At 45.0% G+C, this 16,529-nt stretch carries 14 protein-coding genes and 1 riboswitch; of the genes, 10 read left to right on the forward strand and 4 right to left on the reverse strand.

Translation table 11 applies throughout. From position 1 onward, the window contains the following. The gene (gene hemQ / locus MKX35_RS08340; RefSeq protein WP_042191564.1) at positions 1-753 is read right to left on the reverse strand and encodes a hydrogen peroxide-dependent heme synthase; all 753 of its coding nucleotides are present in this window, start codon (positions 751-753) and stop codon (positions 1-3) included. A 349-nt stretch (positions 754-1,102) separates the two neighbouring features. Between hemQ and MKX35_RS08345 the strand changes: the two genes are divergently transcribed. From MKX35_RS08345 to dnaI, 3 genes are all read left to right on the forward strand, one after another. Beyond that, positions 1,103-1,399, forward strand: coding sequence for a YuiB family protein (locus tag MKX35_RS08345; RefSeq protein ID WP_042130887.1), 297 nt, complete (start codon positions 1,103-1,105; stop codon positions 1,397-1,399). 292 nt (positions 1,400-1,691) lie between these two features. After that, entirely contained in the window at positions 1,692-3,230 is a 1,539-nt protein-coding gene (locus MKX35_RS08350; RefSeq protein WP_042191562.1) for a DnaD domain protein, read from the forward strand. An 18-nt stretch (positions 3,231-3,248) separates the two neighbouring features. Next, entirely contained in the window at positions 3,249-4,205 is a 957-nt protein-coding gene (gene dnaI, locus MKX35_RS08355) for a primosomal protein DnaI (RefSeq protein ID WP_076300342.1), read from the forward strand. A gap of 165 nt (positions 4,206-4,370) precedes the next feature. Here the strand turns inward: dnaI and MKX35_RS08360 are convergent, their stop codons facing one another. After that, positions 4,371-4,526, reverse strand: coding sequence for a YqzM family protein (locus MKX35_RS08360; protein WP_143759540.1), 156 nt, complete (start codon positions 4,524-4,526; stop codon positions 4,371-4,373). A gap of 358 nt (positions 4,527-4,884) precedes the next feature. Between MKX35_RS08360 and trxA the strand changes: the two genes are divergently transcribed. Together trxA and uvrC are read left to right on the forward strand one after the other, a co-directional pair. After that, positions 4,885-5,202: a thioredoxin gene (gene trxA / locus MKX35_RS08365; RefSeq protein ID WP_042130884.1), complete on the forward strand. Its 318-nt coding sequence runs from the start codon at positions 4,885-4,887 to the stop codon at positions 5,200-5,202. 178 nt (positions 5,203-5,380) lie between these two features. Continuing rightward, a complete protein-coding gene (gene uvrC, locus MKX35_RS08370; protein ID WP_218641868.1) occupies positions 5,381-7,276 on the forward strand; it encodes an excinuclease ABC subunit UvrC in 1,896 nt (631 codons plus the stop codon). A gap of 88 nt (positions 7,277-7,364) precedes the next feature. Here the strand turns inward: uvrC and MKX35_RS08375 are convergent, their stop codons facing one another. After that, entirely contained in the window at positions 7,365-9,050 is a 1,686-nt protein-coding gene (locus tag MKX35_RS08375; protein ID WP_076300340.1) for a CPBP family intramembrane glutamic endopeptidase, read from the reverse strand. A 314-nt stretch (positions 9,051-9,364) separates the two neighbouring features. Next, a riboswitch (cyclic di-AMP (ydaO/yuaA leader) is annotated at positions 9,365-9,546 on the forward strand. Positions 9,547-9,680: 134 nt separating this feature from the next. Here MKX35_RS08375 and MKX35_RS08380 point away from each other — a divergent pair. Further along, the gene (locus tag MKX35_RS08380) at positions 9,681-10,976 is read left to right on the forward strand and encodes a TrkH family potassium uptake protein (protein ID WP_076300399.1); all 1,296 of its coding nucleotides are present in this window, start codon (positions 9,681-9,683) and stop codon (positions 10,974-10,976) included. A 13-nt stretch (positions 10,977-10,989) separates the two neighbouring features. Then, the gene (locus MKX35_RS08385; RefSeq protein ID WP_076300339.1) at positions 10,990-11,658 is read left to right on the forward strand and encodes a potassium channel family protein; all 669 of its coding nucleotides are present in this window, start codon (positions 10,990-10,992) and stop codon (positions 11,656-11,658) included. Between the two features lie 71 nt (positions 11,659-11,729). Here MKX35_RS08385 and MKX35_RS08390 read toward each other — a convergent pair whose 3' ends face one another. Then, positions 11,730-12,632 carry a LysR family transcriptional regulator gene (locus MKX35_RS08390; protein WP_042191552.1) on the reverse strand — a complete coding sequence of 301 codons (903 nt, stop codon included), beginning with the start codon at positions 12,630-12,632 and terminating at the stop codon, positions 11,730-11,732. A gap of 401 nt (positions 12,633-13,033) precedes the next feature. Between MKX35_RS08390 and MKX35_RS08395 the strand changes: the two genes are divergently transcribed. The 3 genes from MKX35_RS08395 (at position 13,034) to sdhB (ending at position 16,349) form a co-directional block, all read left to right on the forward strand. Next, positions 13,034-13,699, forward strand: a complete 666-nt coding sequence (locus MKX35_RS08395; RefSeq protein WP_042130879.1) for a succinate dehydrogenase cytochrome b558 subunit — start codon at positions 13,034-13,036, stop codon at positions 13,697-13,699. Positions 13,700-13,767: 68 nt separating this feature from the next. After that, positions 13,768-15,510: a succinate dehydrogenase flavoprotein subunit gene (gene sdhA / locus MKX35_RS08400; protein ID WP_076300338.1), complete on the forward strand. Its 1,743-nt coding sequence runs from the start codon at positions 13,768-13,770 to the stop codon at positions 15,508-15,510. Positions 15,511-15,584: 74 nt separating this feature from the next. Beyond that, positions 15,585-16,349, forward strand: coding sequence for a succinate dehydrogenase iron-sulfur subunit (sdhB, locus tag MKX35_RS08405; RefSeq protein ID WP_042130877.1), 765 nt, complete (start codon positions 15,585-15,587; stop codon positions 16,347-16,349). The last annotated feature ends 180 nt before the right edge of the window (positions 16,350-16,529 follow it).

The following is a 16,529-nucleotide window of genomic DNA, read 5'->3' on the forward strand; positions in this document are numbered from 1 at the left end:
TTACAATTTAAGCATTTCTTCAAAAGAATCCTCAGTCAGCAGGTTGCCGACATAGAAAGGTCCGAATTCGCCGTAGCGAGCACTGACTTCGTCAAAGCGCATTTCGTAAACCAGCTTCTTGAATTGTAGCGGATCTTCAGCGAACAGGGTTACGCCCCATTCCCAATCATCAAAACCTACGGAGCCGGTGATAATTTGTTTCACCTTACCCGCATAACCACGTCCGATTAATCCGTGAGAAGCCATCAGCTCCCGACGTTTATCCATATCAAGCATATACCAGTTATCGGCGAGCTCGCGTTTCTTGTTCATTGGATAGAAACAAATATGCTTCGCTTGCGGCAAAACAGGTTTTAGACGTGCGATAACATGCGGATTCTGCATAGGATCACTACCATCGCTGCCCCCCGCAAGGTAATTGCTTAATTCAACAATACTTACGTAGGAATAGGCTTTAGTTGTATATTGAGCAAAAGCGATTTTGTTAAAGGCCGTCTCAAGCTGGTTCAAATCTTCCAAGCTTTCGCGCAAGAACATCATTACGAAATCGGCCTTCTGGCCAACGATGGAATATACCGCGGAGCTGCCTTGTTTGGCTTCTTCGACAGGACTCCATTCTTGCATAAAAGCATGTAATTCTTCCAGAGCAACGGCACGTTCTTCATCATCTGCTGCCGTCCATGCGGTCCAGTTCAGTGAGCGGAAGTCATGCAATGCATACCAGCCTTCCAGTGTCATAGCGGCTTCGTTCATGATCTCACTCCTTAAAAGTTTTACGAAGCATAGGCTCCGCTTGAAATAACATCGCGTAAAACTAACATCGGAAGCATACGCTAAGTTTTACGAAGCATAGGCTCCGCTTGAAATAACATCGCGTAAAACTAGCTACGAAGCTCCTGCATCATAGACTATGTATGATTTATTAATCTATATGCATTGTATCGCAATCAAGTTGCTTAGAGCAAATGATGACATTCCGTTGTAAGAGTATTAGACCTAATTTTGAATAAAGTTCATTGCTTCGTGACATTTTTTCTAGTAAACTTACTACTAGCTCGTATAAGATGTGCGCTTCTTTATAGAAAGGGGTAGTGACGGTAAGATGGGGTTTATTCCAGTGTTTATCCTAACCGTTTTATTCTTTGTGATGATGTTTGGTATTGGATTTATTCTTAACATGTTAATGAAGACAACCTGGTTTCCCGCTTATCTATTCGTACTTATTATTCTACCCGTCGTAGTCTATTCCATTTGGGATAGAAGCGCGATGTCGCTCTGGGAGCATCTCTCCAGTTTCCACTTTGTTGATTACTTAACTGGTGTCGCTGGTCTTGCAGGTGCTATATTGAGTGGATGGACCATTCAAAAACTGCGCTTTGGCGGTTACAAGATGTTTTAAAGATTTAATCGGAAGACCTGCGGCTCTGATGTGAGAGTCGTTTTTTTGAACATATAAGCTTTTAGTTCTACGCTAAGAATCAATTTTGAAATTCAGCGAGAAACGGAACCTTCCTCTTCCAGAGGACAGTGAAGCCGTTTCTTCTTGTTTAATAGAGGTAGATAATCGTATGAAAAAGCTGATTATATAGCGAAAAGAGTCGGAATTGGTAGTTTATTTACATTTCCGGCGACGTTTTTTATGATAGAATAGAATCCTGTATGAATTCGTGAAAACAAGGGGGTATCCGTAGATGCGCATGAGTAACTTACATCATTTCACCGAACATCATCGGTACTGCGTTTCCCGCGAATTTGGTCTTAGTGTTATAGATGGACGTATGCTTAGCTCTGTGTATCAGCCTATGGTAGGAGCTTTTGCAATCAGTTTCTATCGCTTGCTGGTTGAACATGTACCAGCAGATAGCATTGGCTATTCTGGAGTGGAGCAACAGCGCAGATTATTTATGACGCTAGGCGTTGAACCAAATGAGAAAGGCCGCAAATATTTAATAGATCAGGCTTCCCGTTTAGAAGCGGTAGGTCTGCTACAGACCTGTCGAATCTATGTGCCGGAAACCGATGATTACTTATATGAATATGAGCTTATGCCGCCGCTATCGCCAGCTGACTTTTTTGCCACTCAGCATTTGACGTTGCTGTTACGCGATAAAATCGGCAAATTTGCTGTGCTGTCCTTACGGGAACAATTCTGGAATCGAGAGCCAGAAGAATGGAGTCGCAGATCCATAGGCAAAGAGAATATCTCCGTGCCTTTTTATGATATTTTTCAACTTAATACACATGTCATTGATTATGAGCTGGAGCAGGCACTTGCAGAAGTAGCCACTGTGCGTCAGCCTGGTATGCGTGAATCTGGAGAACAAGCGATTGGATATAGTGATATTATTTTGCGTTTTCCAAGGGAATCCGTGAACCGGGCTCATGTAGAAAAACTGCGTTTTGACCATACTCAAATGGGTGTTATTAACTATGTAGCTCATAAGTACGAACTCAGTCCGCAGGATTTATGTCGTCTGCTGGATGAAGATGGCGTGTTCTCACCGGATGGCGAGGTTATTCTGGATGCACTGCAATATAAAGCGAGCCAGCATTTCAGGCAGGATATGAAACGACAAGAAAAGCGTGAAGTTGCTGCTGCTAAGGTTGTTTCCATCCGTTCCAGTGCCTCTGAAGAGAATGATGATTCTATAGCACCACCGGAGCAATCTGTAGAGATGGAGTATTATGTAGAAGTACCACCACAATTTTTGTCCAAATGTGACATCCACCAATATAATATGATGCTGCGGAACGAACCTTATACGCGGCTGCTTCAAACTTTTTTCCCAGGTGCAGTACCCAGTCATTTGATGGATATGTTCGAGAAAATAGATTTGAACTATAAGCTAAGCGGTGAAGTAATCAATGTACTTATTCATTACTTAATGACTATGGTAGCCTCAGGTGGAGAACAGCGAATGAACCGCAATTTTGTGGAGGCTATCGCTTCCAATATGCTGGTTAAACAGGTGAACACCTACGAAAAGGCTGTAAAATATATCAGGGATCAGTCCAAAGTGAAAGGCAAGGGAGCTACAACTAACACGGCGGCAGGATCTCGATCACGTTCATATGCTAAAAATACAGGTCGATCCGCTAAACCGGAAATTCCGATTGTGCTGGACGATGGAAGTGCCGGAACGGTATCGGAAGAGGAATTCGCGGCGATGATGAAGAAAGCGGCAGAAATTAAAGCCAACAAGAAAAAAGGCGTTTCCCAAGCGCCGTAATGAAAGAGAGGTGGAACTATGGAGTCTATGGGCGATGTGCTTCGTTCGATCAACAATCCAACTCTACGGCAGCGTCAACGCGATCTTGAACAGGAGTTATTCAATCATCCACTTGTGAAGGCATTACAGTCTGAACATCCTGAGTTAGATGATTCGCGACTGCGGCTTCATATGAGCCGCCTGTATCAATATGTAGAGGAAAGCCGCCACTGTGCGAACTGTCCGGGTCTAGAGAAATGTCCGAATGATTTCCCTGGTCACTTTAGCAAACTTACGGTCGAGAAAGTGAATGGTTCAACGGATCTATATGAACGCAAGACGGCATGCCGTCTTAAAGTAGCACAGGATAATCAGGATAGCATTCGCAAACGTATCCGTAGCTTTTATGTGGACGAGCGTGTGCTCAATGGCGGTTATGATGAAATAGATATTATGGGCAAGGATCCACGCCGGGTCTCAGCGGTTAATAAAATATTTGATTATATCACGAGCGTTAAAGAAGAGGGTCTAACCTCGCGCGGGATTTATTTACATGGGACTTTCGGAACAGGCAAAACATTTCTGATGTGTTACTTGCTTCATGAGCTTGCTGTTGCCGGCTATACTGGAGTTATCGTATATATGCCAGATTTTATCGAGGATTTGAAGTCGATCATGATGGACGGCCAGAAGATGAAGGAAACCGTAGATACGTTGAAAAACTGCGATTTACTTATTTTTGATGATATTGGTGCGGAGAACTTGAATCCATGGGCGCGTGATCATGTGCTTGGTGCGATTCTGAATTATCGGATGAACCGTAAGCCAACCTTCTATACCTCAAATTATCCGCTCGATGGTTTGGAGAAACATCTTAGCTTTACGAGCAAGGATGGCGAGGAGATTTATAAAGGTCAACGTTTGATGGATCGTATTGCTCCTTTTGTGGATGTTATTCCACTGCATGGGGAGAATCAACGGGGGACGATTAGATAAACTCGAAATATTCATAACCGTAACATTCAAAAGAGCAGCGATTCTCCTTTTATTGGAGGATCGTTGCTCTCTGTTTTTTCTTATTTACTCTCAAAAAAAGAAGCCGCCCCCTAAGTAGCATTCACTACTTTTGAGACGGCCTCTGTTTATATTGCGATGATTCCCTTACTCCGAAATGAACTTAATGATAACCATGCCGAAAAAGACAACGGTCATAAATGCAGTCATTCCGAAAAATCCATTCATTAAATCGCCTAGATCATTGCGGGGTTCTTCGTTGATATGTTCTCGTGGGTCCCGTGCTTGCGCGTTGACATCCATAGCTTCTGCCTCCTTACAGGGACAATGCCTGTATTGTTAAGATGCAAATTGAGTTGACCATTATGAAATAAGTCATTGACATTTAATGCGCTTTCTTAGAGTATACCGAAAGGCTGGGGAGATTGTAAAGAAAAGAGTAACGTAAATAAAATTAGTTTGAGGGCAATATAATTGTATGTGATATATAACATATCCCTTAAAGATATGTTATACTGGAATTGTGTCGGTAAGTGGTAATTTGGTTATCATATTACATGAAACAATTTATTAACTTATATTTTCGGAGCAGCTTCCATAAACTAAGCTTTGGTTTAGAGTGGAGTAATGTTTCGTAAAACTTTAGAGGAGGAACAATATCATGGCTATCGTGAACGTGTCTGACCAAACCTTCAGTAACGAAGTGGAAGGTCAAGGTACTGTAGTAGTAGACTTCTGGGCTCCTTGGTGTGGTCCTTGTAAGATGATTGCTCCAATCTTGGACGAATTGTCCGCAGAACTGGGAGACAGCGTGAAGATTGCAAAATTGAATGTGGATGAGAATCCGGAAACGGCTTCCCGTTTTGGCGTGATGAGTATCCCAACCTTGATCTTCTTCAAAGACGGTCAACCGGTAGATAAAGTTGTGGGATTGAACTCCAAAGAATCCCTGAAAAATATCGTAGCTAAACATCAATAATTGTTAAATGCTACTGTTCGGGCCTCGGCCCTGCCGCTCAGCGCCTTCGGTTCATTCCGGAGGCGTTTTGTATGCTGAATGCCAATTAATTATGGGTCCAATTTAGCTGGAGGGGATCATTTTGGACAATATCCGCAACAAACTGGCTCTATTACCCGACCTGCCCGGGTGCTATCTGATGAAGAATGAAGAAGGCACCATTATTTATGTGGGTAAGGCGAAGGTGCTTAAGAACCGGGTTCGCTCTTATTTTACAGGCAGTCATAATGGTAAAACTCAGCGGCTTGTCGCTAACATTGCTGATTTCGAATATATTGTTACGTCCAGTAACATGGAAGCGCTCATTCTCGAGTGCAATCTGATTAAGAAGCATATGCCGCGTTATAACGTACTTCTGAAGGACGATAAGACATTTCCTTATATCAAAATAACGAATGAAACTCACCCTCGGCTTGAAGTCACACGCCGGGTGATTAAAGATAAAGCAAAATATTTCGGCCCTTATCCTAATGGTTATGCTGCACAGCAAACGAAAAAGCTCCTCGATCGTATGTATCCGCTCCGTAAATGTGGCGTAATGCCAAAGGAAGTCTGTCTTTACTATCACATGGGCCAATGCTTGGCGCCGTGTGAGAAGGAAGTGCAGAAGTCCGAGTATGAGCAGATTACGCAAGATATCGCTGCTTTTCTGAGCGGAGGTCATGATGCGGTTAAAAAGGATCTACAGCAGAAGATGCAGGAAGCTGCTGAGGAATTATATTTTGAACGGGCGAAGGAACTGCGGGATCAGATTATCCATATTGATGCATTGATGGAGAAACAAAAGATTAACACCACAGATACTAAGGATCGTGACGTATTTGGTTATGCGGTAGACAAGGGATGGATGTGTGTACAGATTCTGTACATGAGACAAGGGAAGATGATTCAGCGCCACTCCTCTGTCTTTCCGTTCTATGGGGAAGCCTACAGTGACTTTATGTCTTATGTGACGCAGTATTACAGTGATAATCCTGCTCTGCCGCAGGAGATTCTTCTGCCGGATGTGCTTGACGAGGAAGCAGTGGTTGATAAAGAAGCTAAACCGGCGATTGTCATTGCTGCTCCAGCCGAAGAAGATCTACAAAAGGGGGAAGAGACCCCCGAATCGCCTGAAGAAGTTGAGGCCCGTGAAATGGCCGCTGCGGAAGCATCAGCAGCAGGTGTCGTTGATGCTGCAGGTGGCGCCTCTATTCTACAGGAGTGGCTCGGCACCAAAGTGCTAGTGCCACAGCGTGGCCTCAAGAAGCAGATGGTCGGTATGGCCTGCCAAAATGCTACAGTCGCAATCGACGAGAAGTTCCGGCTTATTGAACGAGATGAAGTACGTACCTCTGGTGCTGCAATGAGCTTAGGCGAGAGCTTGGGGCTCGAACGCTTAAGCCGGATCGAGGCGTTCGATAACTCGAATATTCAAGGGACTAATCCGGTTTCTGCGATGGTTGTCTTCATTGATGGCAAGCCCGCACGAAAAGAGTATCGTAAATATAAGGTTCGTACGGTGGTGGGTGCGGATGATTATGGAACGATGCGCGAGGTCATCCGGCGGCGGTATGAACGGGTGCTGAAAGAGAACCTGCCGATACCAGATCTTATCGTAGTCGATGGTGGTAAAGGGCAGATATCCTCAGCTATTGATATTCTGGAGAACGAGCTGGGGTTATTCATTCCGGTCTGTGGTCTCGTCAAGGATGATAAGCATAAGACGGCTCAGCTTTTGGTTGGAGATCCGCCAGAACCTGTCGCTTTGGCTCGGGATAGTCAGGAATTTTATCTGTTGCAACGGATTCAGGATGAGGTGCATAGATTCGCCATCACCTTCCACCGTGAACAACGTGGGAAGTCCATGGTTACTTCTAAACTGGACTCCATACCAGGTATAGGCGAGAAGCGGCGCAAGGCGCTGCTTAAGCATTTCGGATCGCTAAAGAAAATTAAAGAAGCCTCCATAGAAGATTTTAAATCACTTTCTATTGGCGAAAAGCTGGCTAGTCAAATTCTTGAGGCGCTCAAGGATGAAGAGCCAGCGACATAGGCATTCGAAATACTGGAATGATGTATACGTAAATATAAAAAAGGTGTCACAGCAGTTTTCTGCTGTGACACCTTTTTTAATTATAGGTTTAAATTACAGATGTAGGTTCAACCGGCTTAGGTTCTGATTTTTGCGGTGGATTAAACCGATAGACGATGTAGGCGACTATGAACGGCATGATAATCGCGAAGATACCAGCCCCTACATTCACGCTTTCCTTCATAAAGATCAGCGTAGCGCCCATCAGAATGCTGTCAAACACGACGTGACTGAACATGACGGCAATAAAGCCGTAACGAAGGAAAATATAGCTAAAGAGCAAACCAATCACGGTCAGCTCAATAGGACGGGAACTGATGGGGTAGATCGGATACAGCGTATGGCCAAACGCCCAAACCAGCGTGGTGATCAGGCAAGCAATGAACGTGCTTCGGAATACTTTTTTCAACATAGGAATTCCGAAAAAACGATAAATGGCTTCCTCGGATAAACCAGCGAGCCATGCAACGATGGGCAGCAGCCAAGCATATCTCATGTTGTAAGGAGATTGAGTAGCGTCAGTAGTGGACCAGTTCTGCAAGGTAAGTGATAATACGATGAACATAAGGGTCTGCACCCCTAGCAGCACGAATGCCCAGACGTATCCAGCCCGGATACTATCCAGAACATATTTTCCATAGCCAGGCTCTTTAGCACGAGGCCATGGGTTCATTCCCTCTTCTTTTTTCCATAGGCCGTCCCCTCCAACTAAAGAAAAATAGAGCAGGGAGGACATTAGGAGGCTATATAAGGCATAAATGATGAACATTATGACGGAAGTTATCTGAGCCTCGAGTCCTTCGCCTGAGGATTCAGGGAGCATATTATAGGTGCTGATCATCATGATTACAAAATAAGCTGAGCTTAGGAATATTCCACGCTTAAAGGAGGTATGTTCTCTTCTAAGTATGCTGTAGATGAGTGCCAGAATTCCTAAAGCTAAAGTAGGCAAACCGTAGCCGAATAAAGTAAACTTTTCCGCGAGAGAGGTCTGGTCCTTTACATAGGAGGTATGCCAGGCTGGAGCGGTGAATCCTGCTTTAAAGCTGGATACCTGTTCGCCAGTGAAATCGAAATAATAGTGTAGTAAGGATTCGCCGATCTGAACGGAACGATCTGTATACACGAGCCCGTAGTTTCCCGTATTCGATTCAATTTGTAGCTTGGCGGGATTTACATCCCATTCCTGAAGCCAGGGACGGGCAAGATTTTCTTTTTGTGCAAGTGATAAGGTAGTACCCTTGTCCTCTTCTTTTGCACTGGTGGATACATTGTTTGGTAATCCGGTACCTGATCCTTCTGCACCTTGTGTGAAAGCGACAACTGCACCAGTATACATATTGAGGTCAACAGAGATCAGTGGCTCTTGTTCCGCTGAAGGACTAAGTGTTACACGAAAGATGTCAAAAGGATATCGTTGATCCAATTTCTTTTTTGTATAGTCCTCCAAAAGCTTCTCGCGGGACATATAACCATAAAAGGAAGAGTCCGTATCGTACAGTACATTCCACTGATCGGTTGGTGCTTTGGTGTAGTTCAGCTTTTGTTCTGCGAATGATATGGCTTTGTCGCGGGCTTCCGCCTTACTGATGACAGTAGTATCTTCCCCAGCAGGGCTATTTAGCACCGAGGGAGCAATCTGAAACATAATAAATAGAATAAGACCGATAATGCCCGAGATGATGAGCCTCATGGAGAGGGCACGTTGCTGTAATGGCTGGCCAACGGGATTCATGTAACGCCTCCTTGTAAACTGACAATGTTATGTTCCATTATAGTATTAGTGCCATGATAGTTACAAAAATCATCGTATATTCTTTTTATGGGTAATAGAGATATTATAGAATAGGTAGCTGAATATATACCATGAATTTAAGGTGATTATTTCTTCATTTTTCATGAAAATCGATGCAATTGCAGGGAAAACACGGAAAAGTGATGAGAAAAGGCACTCTTAGTGGTACATCCTCTCCAAACCGCATTTTTCATATGAATCACCATTAATAGTGTCTTTGTGATTTATCGAAATAACATATATAATTTGTATGCAATTGTATATAGCCGAATTTCAGGTGAAAACGGGGGAACCATAAGAAGTAATGAAAAGATGAGTATACGCCATAGGCGTTGTCTTTATTCATCAGGGGTGAATTTCGTTCTAGGAACGAATAGGGCAGCCTGCACAGTCCGAATCCGTCAGCTAACCTCGTAGGCTAATTTACTGCAGGAACCAAGGGTAGCATTGGTTTTCCAGTGCTTTTTTTGTTGGAATTCTTTAAATTTTGATAAGAGGGTGAGCGTAGTGGCTTCACAGTTTCGCAGGGTTTCTGAATCAAAGTTCCTGAAGCTCTCTCCGCCTCAGATTATGGTGCTTGGTTTTGCATCGATCATTCTGATTGGAGCCTTGCTGCTAATGCTTCCCATTTCGAGTACCAGTGGGAATGTTGTGAGTTTTATTGATGCGTTGTTTACTGCAACATCGGCCACCTGTGTGACAGGACTTGTGGTGCTGGACACCGGTACGACATTCACCATTTTTGGGAAAACCGTAATTATGGTGCTTATCCAGGTTGGTGGCTTAGGGTTTATGACAATGGCGACCTTATTTGCCATGATGATGAAACGCAAAATTTCCTTGCGGGACAGACTGATCCTTCAGGAAGCAATGAACCAAGGCTCTATGGAGGGGATTGTTCGACTGATCCGGAGAGTACTTATTTATTCCTTGGTCATCGAAGGCTGTGCAGCGGTGCTTCTGTCCATACGCTGGGCGTTTGATATGCCACTGGGAAAGGCCATTTATTTTGGAATATTTCATGCGGTGTCTATGTTTAATAATGCTGGATTTGATATTTTCGGGGATTTCCGGAGTTTAACCGATTATGTATATGACCCGCTAGTGAACATCGTGGTGATGTTTCTGATTGTCTCTGGCGGTATTGGTTTTATTGTCATGTCGGATCTGGTGGAGTTTCGTGTCAAACGTAAATTATCTTTGCATAGCAAAGTTGTACTCTCCACCACTGCAGGGCTTATTCTTATCGGCGCTTTGGTTATTTTTATATTTGAATTTACGAATCAGCGCACACTGGGGAATTTAAATTTCGGCGGCAAAATATTATCGGCATTCTTTCAGTCGGTATCGCCCCGAACCGCTGGCGCCAATACGGTGGATATTGCCGGACTGCGGCAAGCCTCACAGTTCTTTATGGTTATTCTTATGTTTATTGGTGCATCTCCAGGATCAACAGGTGGCGGGGTCAAGACTACAACCTTTACGATTATGATTGGTGCAGTAATCGCGATGCTGCGCGGACGTGAAGATGTTGTACTGTTCCGCTACCGATTGGCGCAGGAGCGTATCTATAAAGCGTTGACGCTAACATTACTCGCTTTGCTATTGGTCCTCACGGTGTCGATGTTACTGTCCACAACAGAGGATAGTAATTTCTTAGCGATATTATTTGAGACGACCTCAGCTTTTGCCACGGTGGGACTAACCATGGGGCTGACACCTGAACTGTCTATCTTCGGCAAGATTCTGATCTGTCTGACCATGTTTGCAGGTCGGCTAGGTCCATTAACATTAGTGTATGCGCTTGGACCTAAACAGGGTAAACCATTGTATAAGCACCCAGAAGGTAAAATAATTATTGGATAGGAGTTAATCCGAAATGAAAGCACAGCAATTTGTAGTAATCGGTTTAGGCCGCTTTGGCTCAAGCCTTGCACTTGAGCTGATGGAAATGGGCTACGAGGTGCTCGGCATTGATCACCATGAGGAGCGTGTGGAGGAAATGAGCGATCACCTGACGCATGCGGTAGTGGCTGATGCTACAGATGAAGGAATTATGCGCTCGCTCGGCGTACGGAACTTTGACTGTGGGATTGTAGCGATTGGCGACAATATGGAACGAAGTATTCTGGCGGCGATTTTGTTAAAAGAGATTGGAGTCAAGCAAGTAGTAGCCAAGGCGATCTCGATCCTTCATGGTCGTGCGTTGTCCAGGCTGGGCGTGGACCGGGTTATTTTTCCGGAGCGGGATATGGGCATTCGTGTGGCACATCAGCTCGTGACACCCAATTTGCTGGATTATATTGAACTGTCCAAGGATTATAAAATCGTCGAGCTAACCGTTCCGTCTTGCATGAACGGGAAAAGCTTGTCAGATTTAAATACAAGAGCGAAATATGGCTGCAGTATTGTTGCCCTGAACCGGGAAAGTGGAATTATAGTGGCTCCAACGGCACATGATCATTTGAGTGAGGGCGACGTTATGGTAATCATTGGTTCTAATGAAAGTATTGATCGATTTGAGGATGAAGTTGTAAACCAAGATTAAATAGATAAGCCCTCCGTCCTTTACATGGGACGGAGGGCTTTTTTAATTAAGGCTGCACGCAGAGGTATGTACTATTTCTCTCGTTCCGTCAGAAACATCTCTTCTGTGACCTGCACGAGGCTGCGGGCCGCTGTGCTCAGGCTCCCATCGTCACGGTAAATCAGACAGGTAGTTCGCTGAGTCTGCTCCAGCTCCTTAATATGCAGAGAGACCAGCCCACCGCCGTTTAACAGCTGCGGACGCAGATAAGACTTGGGCAGTAACGCTGCCACATTGACTGTCGGCAGCAGCCGCACGATAGCTTCGAAGGAGTCAATCTCCATCCGAACGTCTGGATCAATTCCACAGCGCTGGAACAGATCGTCTGTTAGACGTCGGTACCAGGTGCCTTTGGAGAACAGGATCATAGGCAGTCGGGACAGATCATCCATGGTTAGCTTGGTAGATTGATTCAGAGGATGATGCTCAGAAACAACCAGTCGAAGCTGATCCTCAAACAGAGAAATACAGCGCAGTCCAGGTTCTTGAATAGAGGAAGCGATCAGACCTATATCTGACTTTCCTTCACTGACAGAGGAGACAATTTCATGTGTTCGGCCTGTGATTAGCTTCAGCTCCGCAGTTGGGTATTTCTCCATATATGCGTTAACTAGTGGAGGCAGAGTGGTCTGCAGTGAGGTAAGTGACGCCCCTAAGGTGACGAGCTTAGGCTCGCCTTCTTTGTATTTTGACAAAGCCTCCAGAAATTTAGAGCGCTGCTGTCGTTGTTCAAGTGCGTAGGAATAAGTAAGACGCCCAACCTCGGTTAACTCCAGACGCTTGCCATAACGATTAAATAGCGCGACACCCAGCCGTTCTTCCAGCTTGGAGATTTTACGAGATAGGGCAGGTTGGGACAGATTGAGCTGGCGGGAGGCCCGATTCAAGCTGGAGTGCTCCACAACCGCTGCAAAAACATCTAAATCGTCAAACATATTTATGTTCCTCTCGTAGTGCAATCTATAAACAGTAGTGACGAAATTCATAGCCATGAAGACAATACTTCTTGCTCCATAAGGAAATAAAAGATTTGTCGGAAAATGTTGTTTCTCTAAATGAGAATTATTATCATATAAAATCTATTCTTATGCGTTTATTGTATAACGTTTAATAATTAGATTGCAATTCCCTTATAAGGGAAAAAGGAGTAACATGAAAAGTGACACAAGATATTCACATTTTGTGAAAAAGAAAACAAAGTCCGGGAAACCAAGGATAGCGGTAAATATAGACGTTTTGTCATGACATAGTCTACGTTATCCTGTGTCAAATGTAGTTCCGGCGGTGAATACACAATAATGAAAACGCTGTTTTAATCGGAAAGGGGTTACTTTGTATGAAAGGATTTTATTCCAGAAAGATTCATTCCTTGCTAGGCGTTATCCCGCTTGGAGCTTTCTTCATTGAGCACATGATGACGAATTTTGCGGCTGTAGAGGGTGGCGCTTCCGGTTTCACTGACAGCGTGATATGGCTGAACAGCCTGCCGCTTGTCTTCTTCCTGGAATTGTTCGGTATATGGCTACCTCTGCTGTACCATGGCGTATATGGACTGTATATTGCCTATCAATCCAAGCCGAACTTGAACCGTTTCAACATTGAAAGAAACTGGCGTTATACGCTGCAACGTATTACAGGAATTATTACCTTTATCTTTATAGTCTGGCATTTGTTCCAAACCCGGGTTCAGGTGGCAGTTGGTAGTGTAGAGCATGAAGAGCTGGGCGGTCTGATGCATGATATCGTGACTCAACCACTGATGTTGACACTGTACATTATCGGTATCGTTGCAGCATGCTTTCACTTCTCAAACGGCCTATGGTCTTTCTTGATCAGCTGGGGAATCACGGTAGGACCTCGTTCACAGCGGGTATCCTCTTACCTTTGTCTCGGTATATTTGTTCTTGTAACGTTTATGTTCCTCATTTCGCTAGTCACTTTCCGTGATGCTGAATTTCAAACCGCAGCTTCCATAGCTCAGTCCATAAAGACTTTCATCTAAGTAATTATCCTCTCAGGACTAGATTCCAGAATCCTTTCTGATATTTTCAATAAAGGGAGTGAACTATCATGGCAACAGCAAATATCATTATCGTGGGTGGCGGTCTGGCCGGCCTGATGGCTACCATCAAGGCAGCGGAGTCCGGTGCGCATGTTCAATTATTCTCATTAGTGCCTGTAAAAAGATCACACTCCGTTTGTGCGCAAGGCGGCATCAACGGCGCGGTAAATACGAAAGGGGAGGGCGACTCTCCTTGGGAGCACTTCGACGATACCGTTTACGGCGGTGACTTCCTGGCGAATCAGCCACCGGTCAAGGCGATGTGTGAAGCAGCACCGGGTATCATCCACCTTATGGACCGGATGGGCGTAATGTTCAACCGCACACCTGAGGGATTACTCGACTTCCGTCGTTTCGGCGGAACGAAGCGTCACCGCACTGCATTTGCTGGCGCAACGACAGGCCAACAGCTTTTGTATGCGCTGGATGAGCAAGTGCGCCGCTGGGAGTCCGAAGGTCTTGTAACGAAACGTGAGAACTGGGAGTTCCTCTCGGCCATCGTCGACGACGAAGGTGTATGCCGCGGCATAAGTGCCCAGAATCTCAAGACGATGGAGATTGAGACTTTTCCTGCAGACGCTGTTATTTTGGCTAGCGGCGGGCCTGGTATTATTTTTGGTAAAACAACGAACTCCGTAATTAATACAGGCACAGCAGCAAGTGCGGTGTACCAACAGGGCGTACATTATGCCAACGGAGAATTTATCCAGATTCACCCAACGGCTATTCCAGGAGATGACAAGCTCCGCTTAATGTCGGAATCAGCACGTGGTGAAGGCGGCCGCATCTGGACTTATAAAGATGGAAAGCCGTGGTATTTCCTTGAAGAGAAATATCCAGCCTACGGTAACTTGGTGCCGCGCGATATTGCTACACGTGAGATTTTTAATGTGTGTGTGGATCAAGGGCTGGGCATTAACGGTGAGAACATGGTGTATTTGGACCTCTCTCACAAGGACCCGAAAGAGCTGGACGTGAAGCTTGGCGGGATTATTGAAATTTACGAAAAGTTCATGGGGGATGACCCTCGTAAAATACCGATGAAAATCTTCCCGGCTGTGCACTATTCCATGGGCGGTATGTGGGTTGATTACAACCAAATGACAAACATTCCTGGTCTGTTTGCGGCAGGCGAATGTGAATACCAATATCATGGAGCGAATCGTCTAGGCGCTAACTCTCTGGTATCTGCCATTTACGGTGGTATGGTTGCTGGACCAAAGGCTGTTGAATACATCAAAGGTCTGAAGAAATCGTCACAAGATATCTCTTCTTCTGTCTATGATAGCTTCCAAAAAAAGCAGACGGACAAATATGAGTCTCTGCTAGCGATGTCAGGTACAGAGAATGCTTATGTGATTCACAAGGAACTGGGCGAATGGATGACCGCCAATATGACGGTTGTACGGCACAATCCGAAGCTGGAAGCGACCATTGGCAAAATCAAAGAGCTTAAAGAACGCTATCGCAATATCAATATGAACGATACGTCACGCTGGAATAACCAAGGTGTAGCTTTCACCCGTCAGCTATGGAACATGCTGGAGCTGTCCGAAGCGATGACACTGGGAGCGCTTATGCGCAATGAGAGCCGCGGCGCTCATTACAAGCCGGAATTCCCGGATCGTAATGATGAGGAATTCTTGAAGACCACGAAAGCAGCTTGGACTGCAGACGGTCCGCAAATCTCTTACGACGAAGTCGATGTCTCACTGATCCCTCCACGGGTCCGTGATTATTCGAAGGATTAATCTTTCCAGCAGTGAAACAGCTTGCGAGGCAAGCTTAATGAAATAAAATTAGGCAATTTGAGGAGGGAACCATTATGGCGGAAACTGCTACAGCTCCCAAAAACGTAAAGTTTATCATCACCCGCCAGGACGATCCACAAAGCTCATCTTATGTTGAGGAATTTGAGCTCCCTTATCGTCCGGGTATGAATGTAATCAGTGCTTTGATGGAAATTCAGCGTAACCCTGTGAATGCCAAAGGTGACAGCACCGTTCCGGTATGCTGGGATTCCAACTGTCTAGAAGAAGTATGCGGAGCTTGCTCGATGGTGATCAACGGCAAACCTCGCCAAGCCTGCGCAGCGCTTATAGACAATCTGGAACAACCTGTACGCATTGAGCCAATGAAGACATTTCCGGTGGTGCGTGACTTAGTGATTGACCGTACCCGGATGTTCAACGCACTTAAACGAGTAAAGGCCTGGATTCCAATCGATGGTACGTATGACCTTGGGCCGGGACCACGTATGCCGGAGAAGAAACGGCAGTGGGCTTATGAATTATCTAAGTGTATGACTTGCGGCGTATGCTTGGAAGCTTGTCCGAATGTCAACGAGAAGACGGATTTCATCGGACCCGCAGCCATCTCTCAAGTACGCCTGTTCAATGCTCATCCTACAGGTGAAATGAATGCGGATGAAAGATTGGACGCATTGATGGAAGATGGCGGTATTGACGGTTGTGGTAACTCACAGAACTGTGTGCGCGCTTGTCCAAAAGGTATTCCTCTTACCACCTCCATTGCAGAAATTAATAAGCAGACGACAAAACATATGTTCAAACGCTGGTTAGGTGTGTAATAAGTAGTACCGCCGGATCTTTAATATGGAGCTATCCTCAATGGTGGATTTATATTCGCTGAGGATAGCTTTTTTGTTTATAATTGGTAGGGAATAGGAAATTCGTCTAGCTCAGAAGAATGAATAGCATATGCTATAATATCCATTGTTAACGTACGTTAGATGTGGAACAACAGGGAG

The organism is Paenibacillus sp. FSL R5-0923, from assembly GCF_038009145.1.
Taxonomy (GTDB): domain Bacteria; phylum Bacillota; class Bacilli; order Paenibacillales; family Paenibacillaceae; genus Paenibacillus_AQ.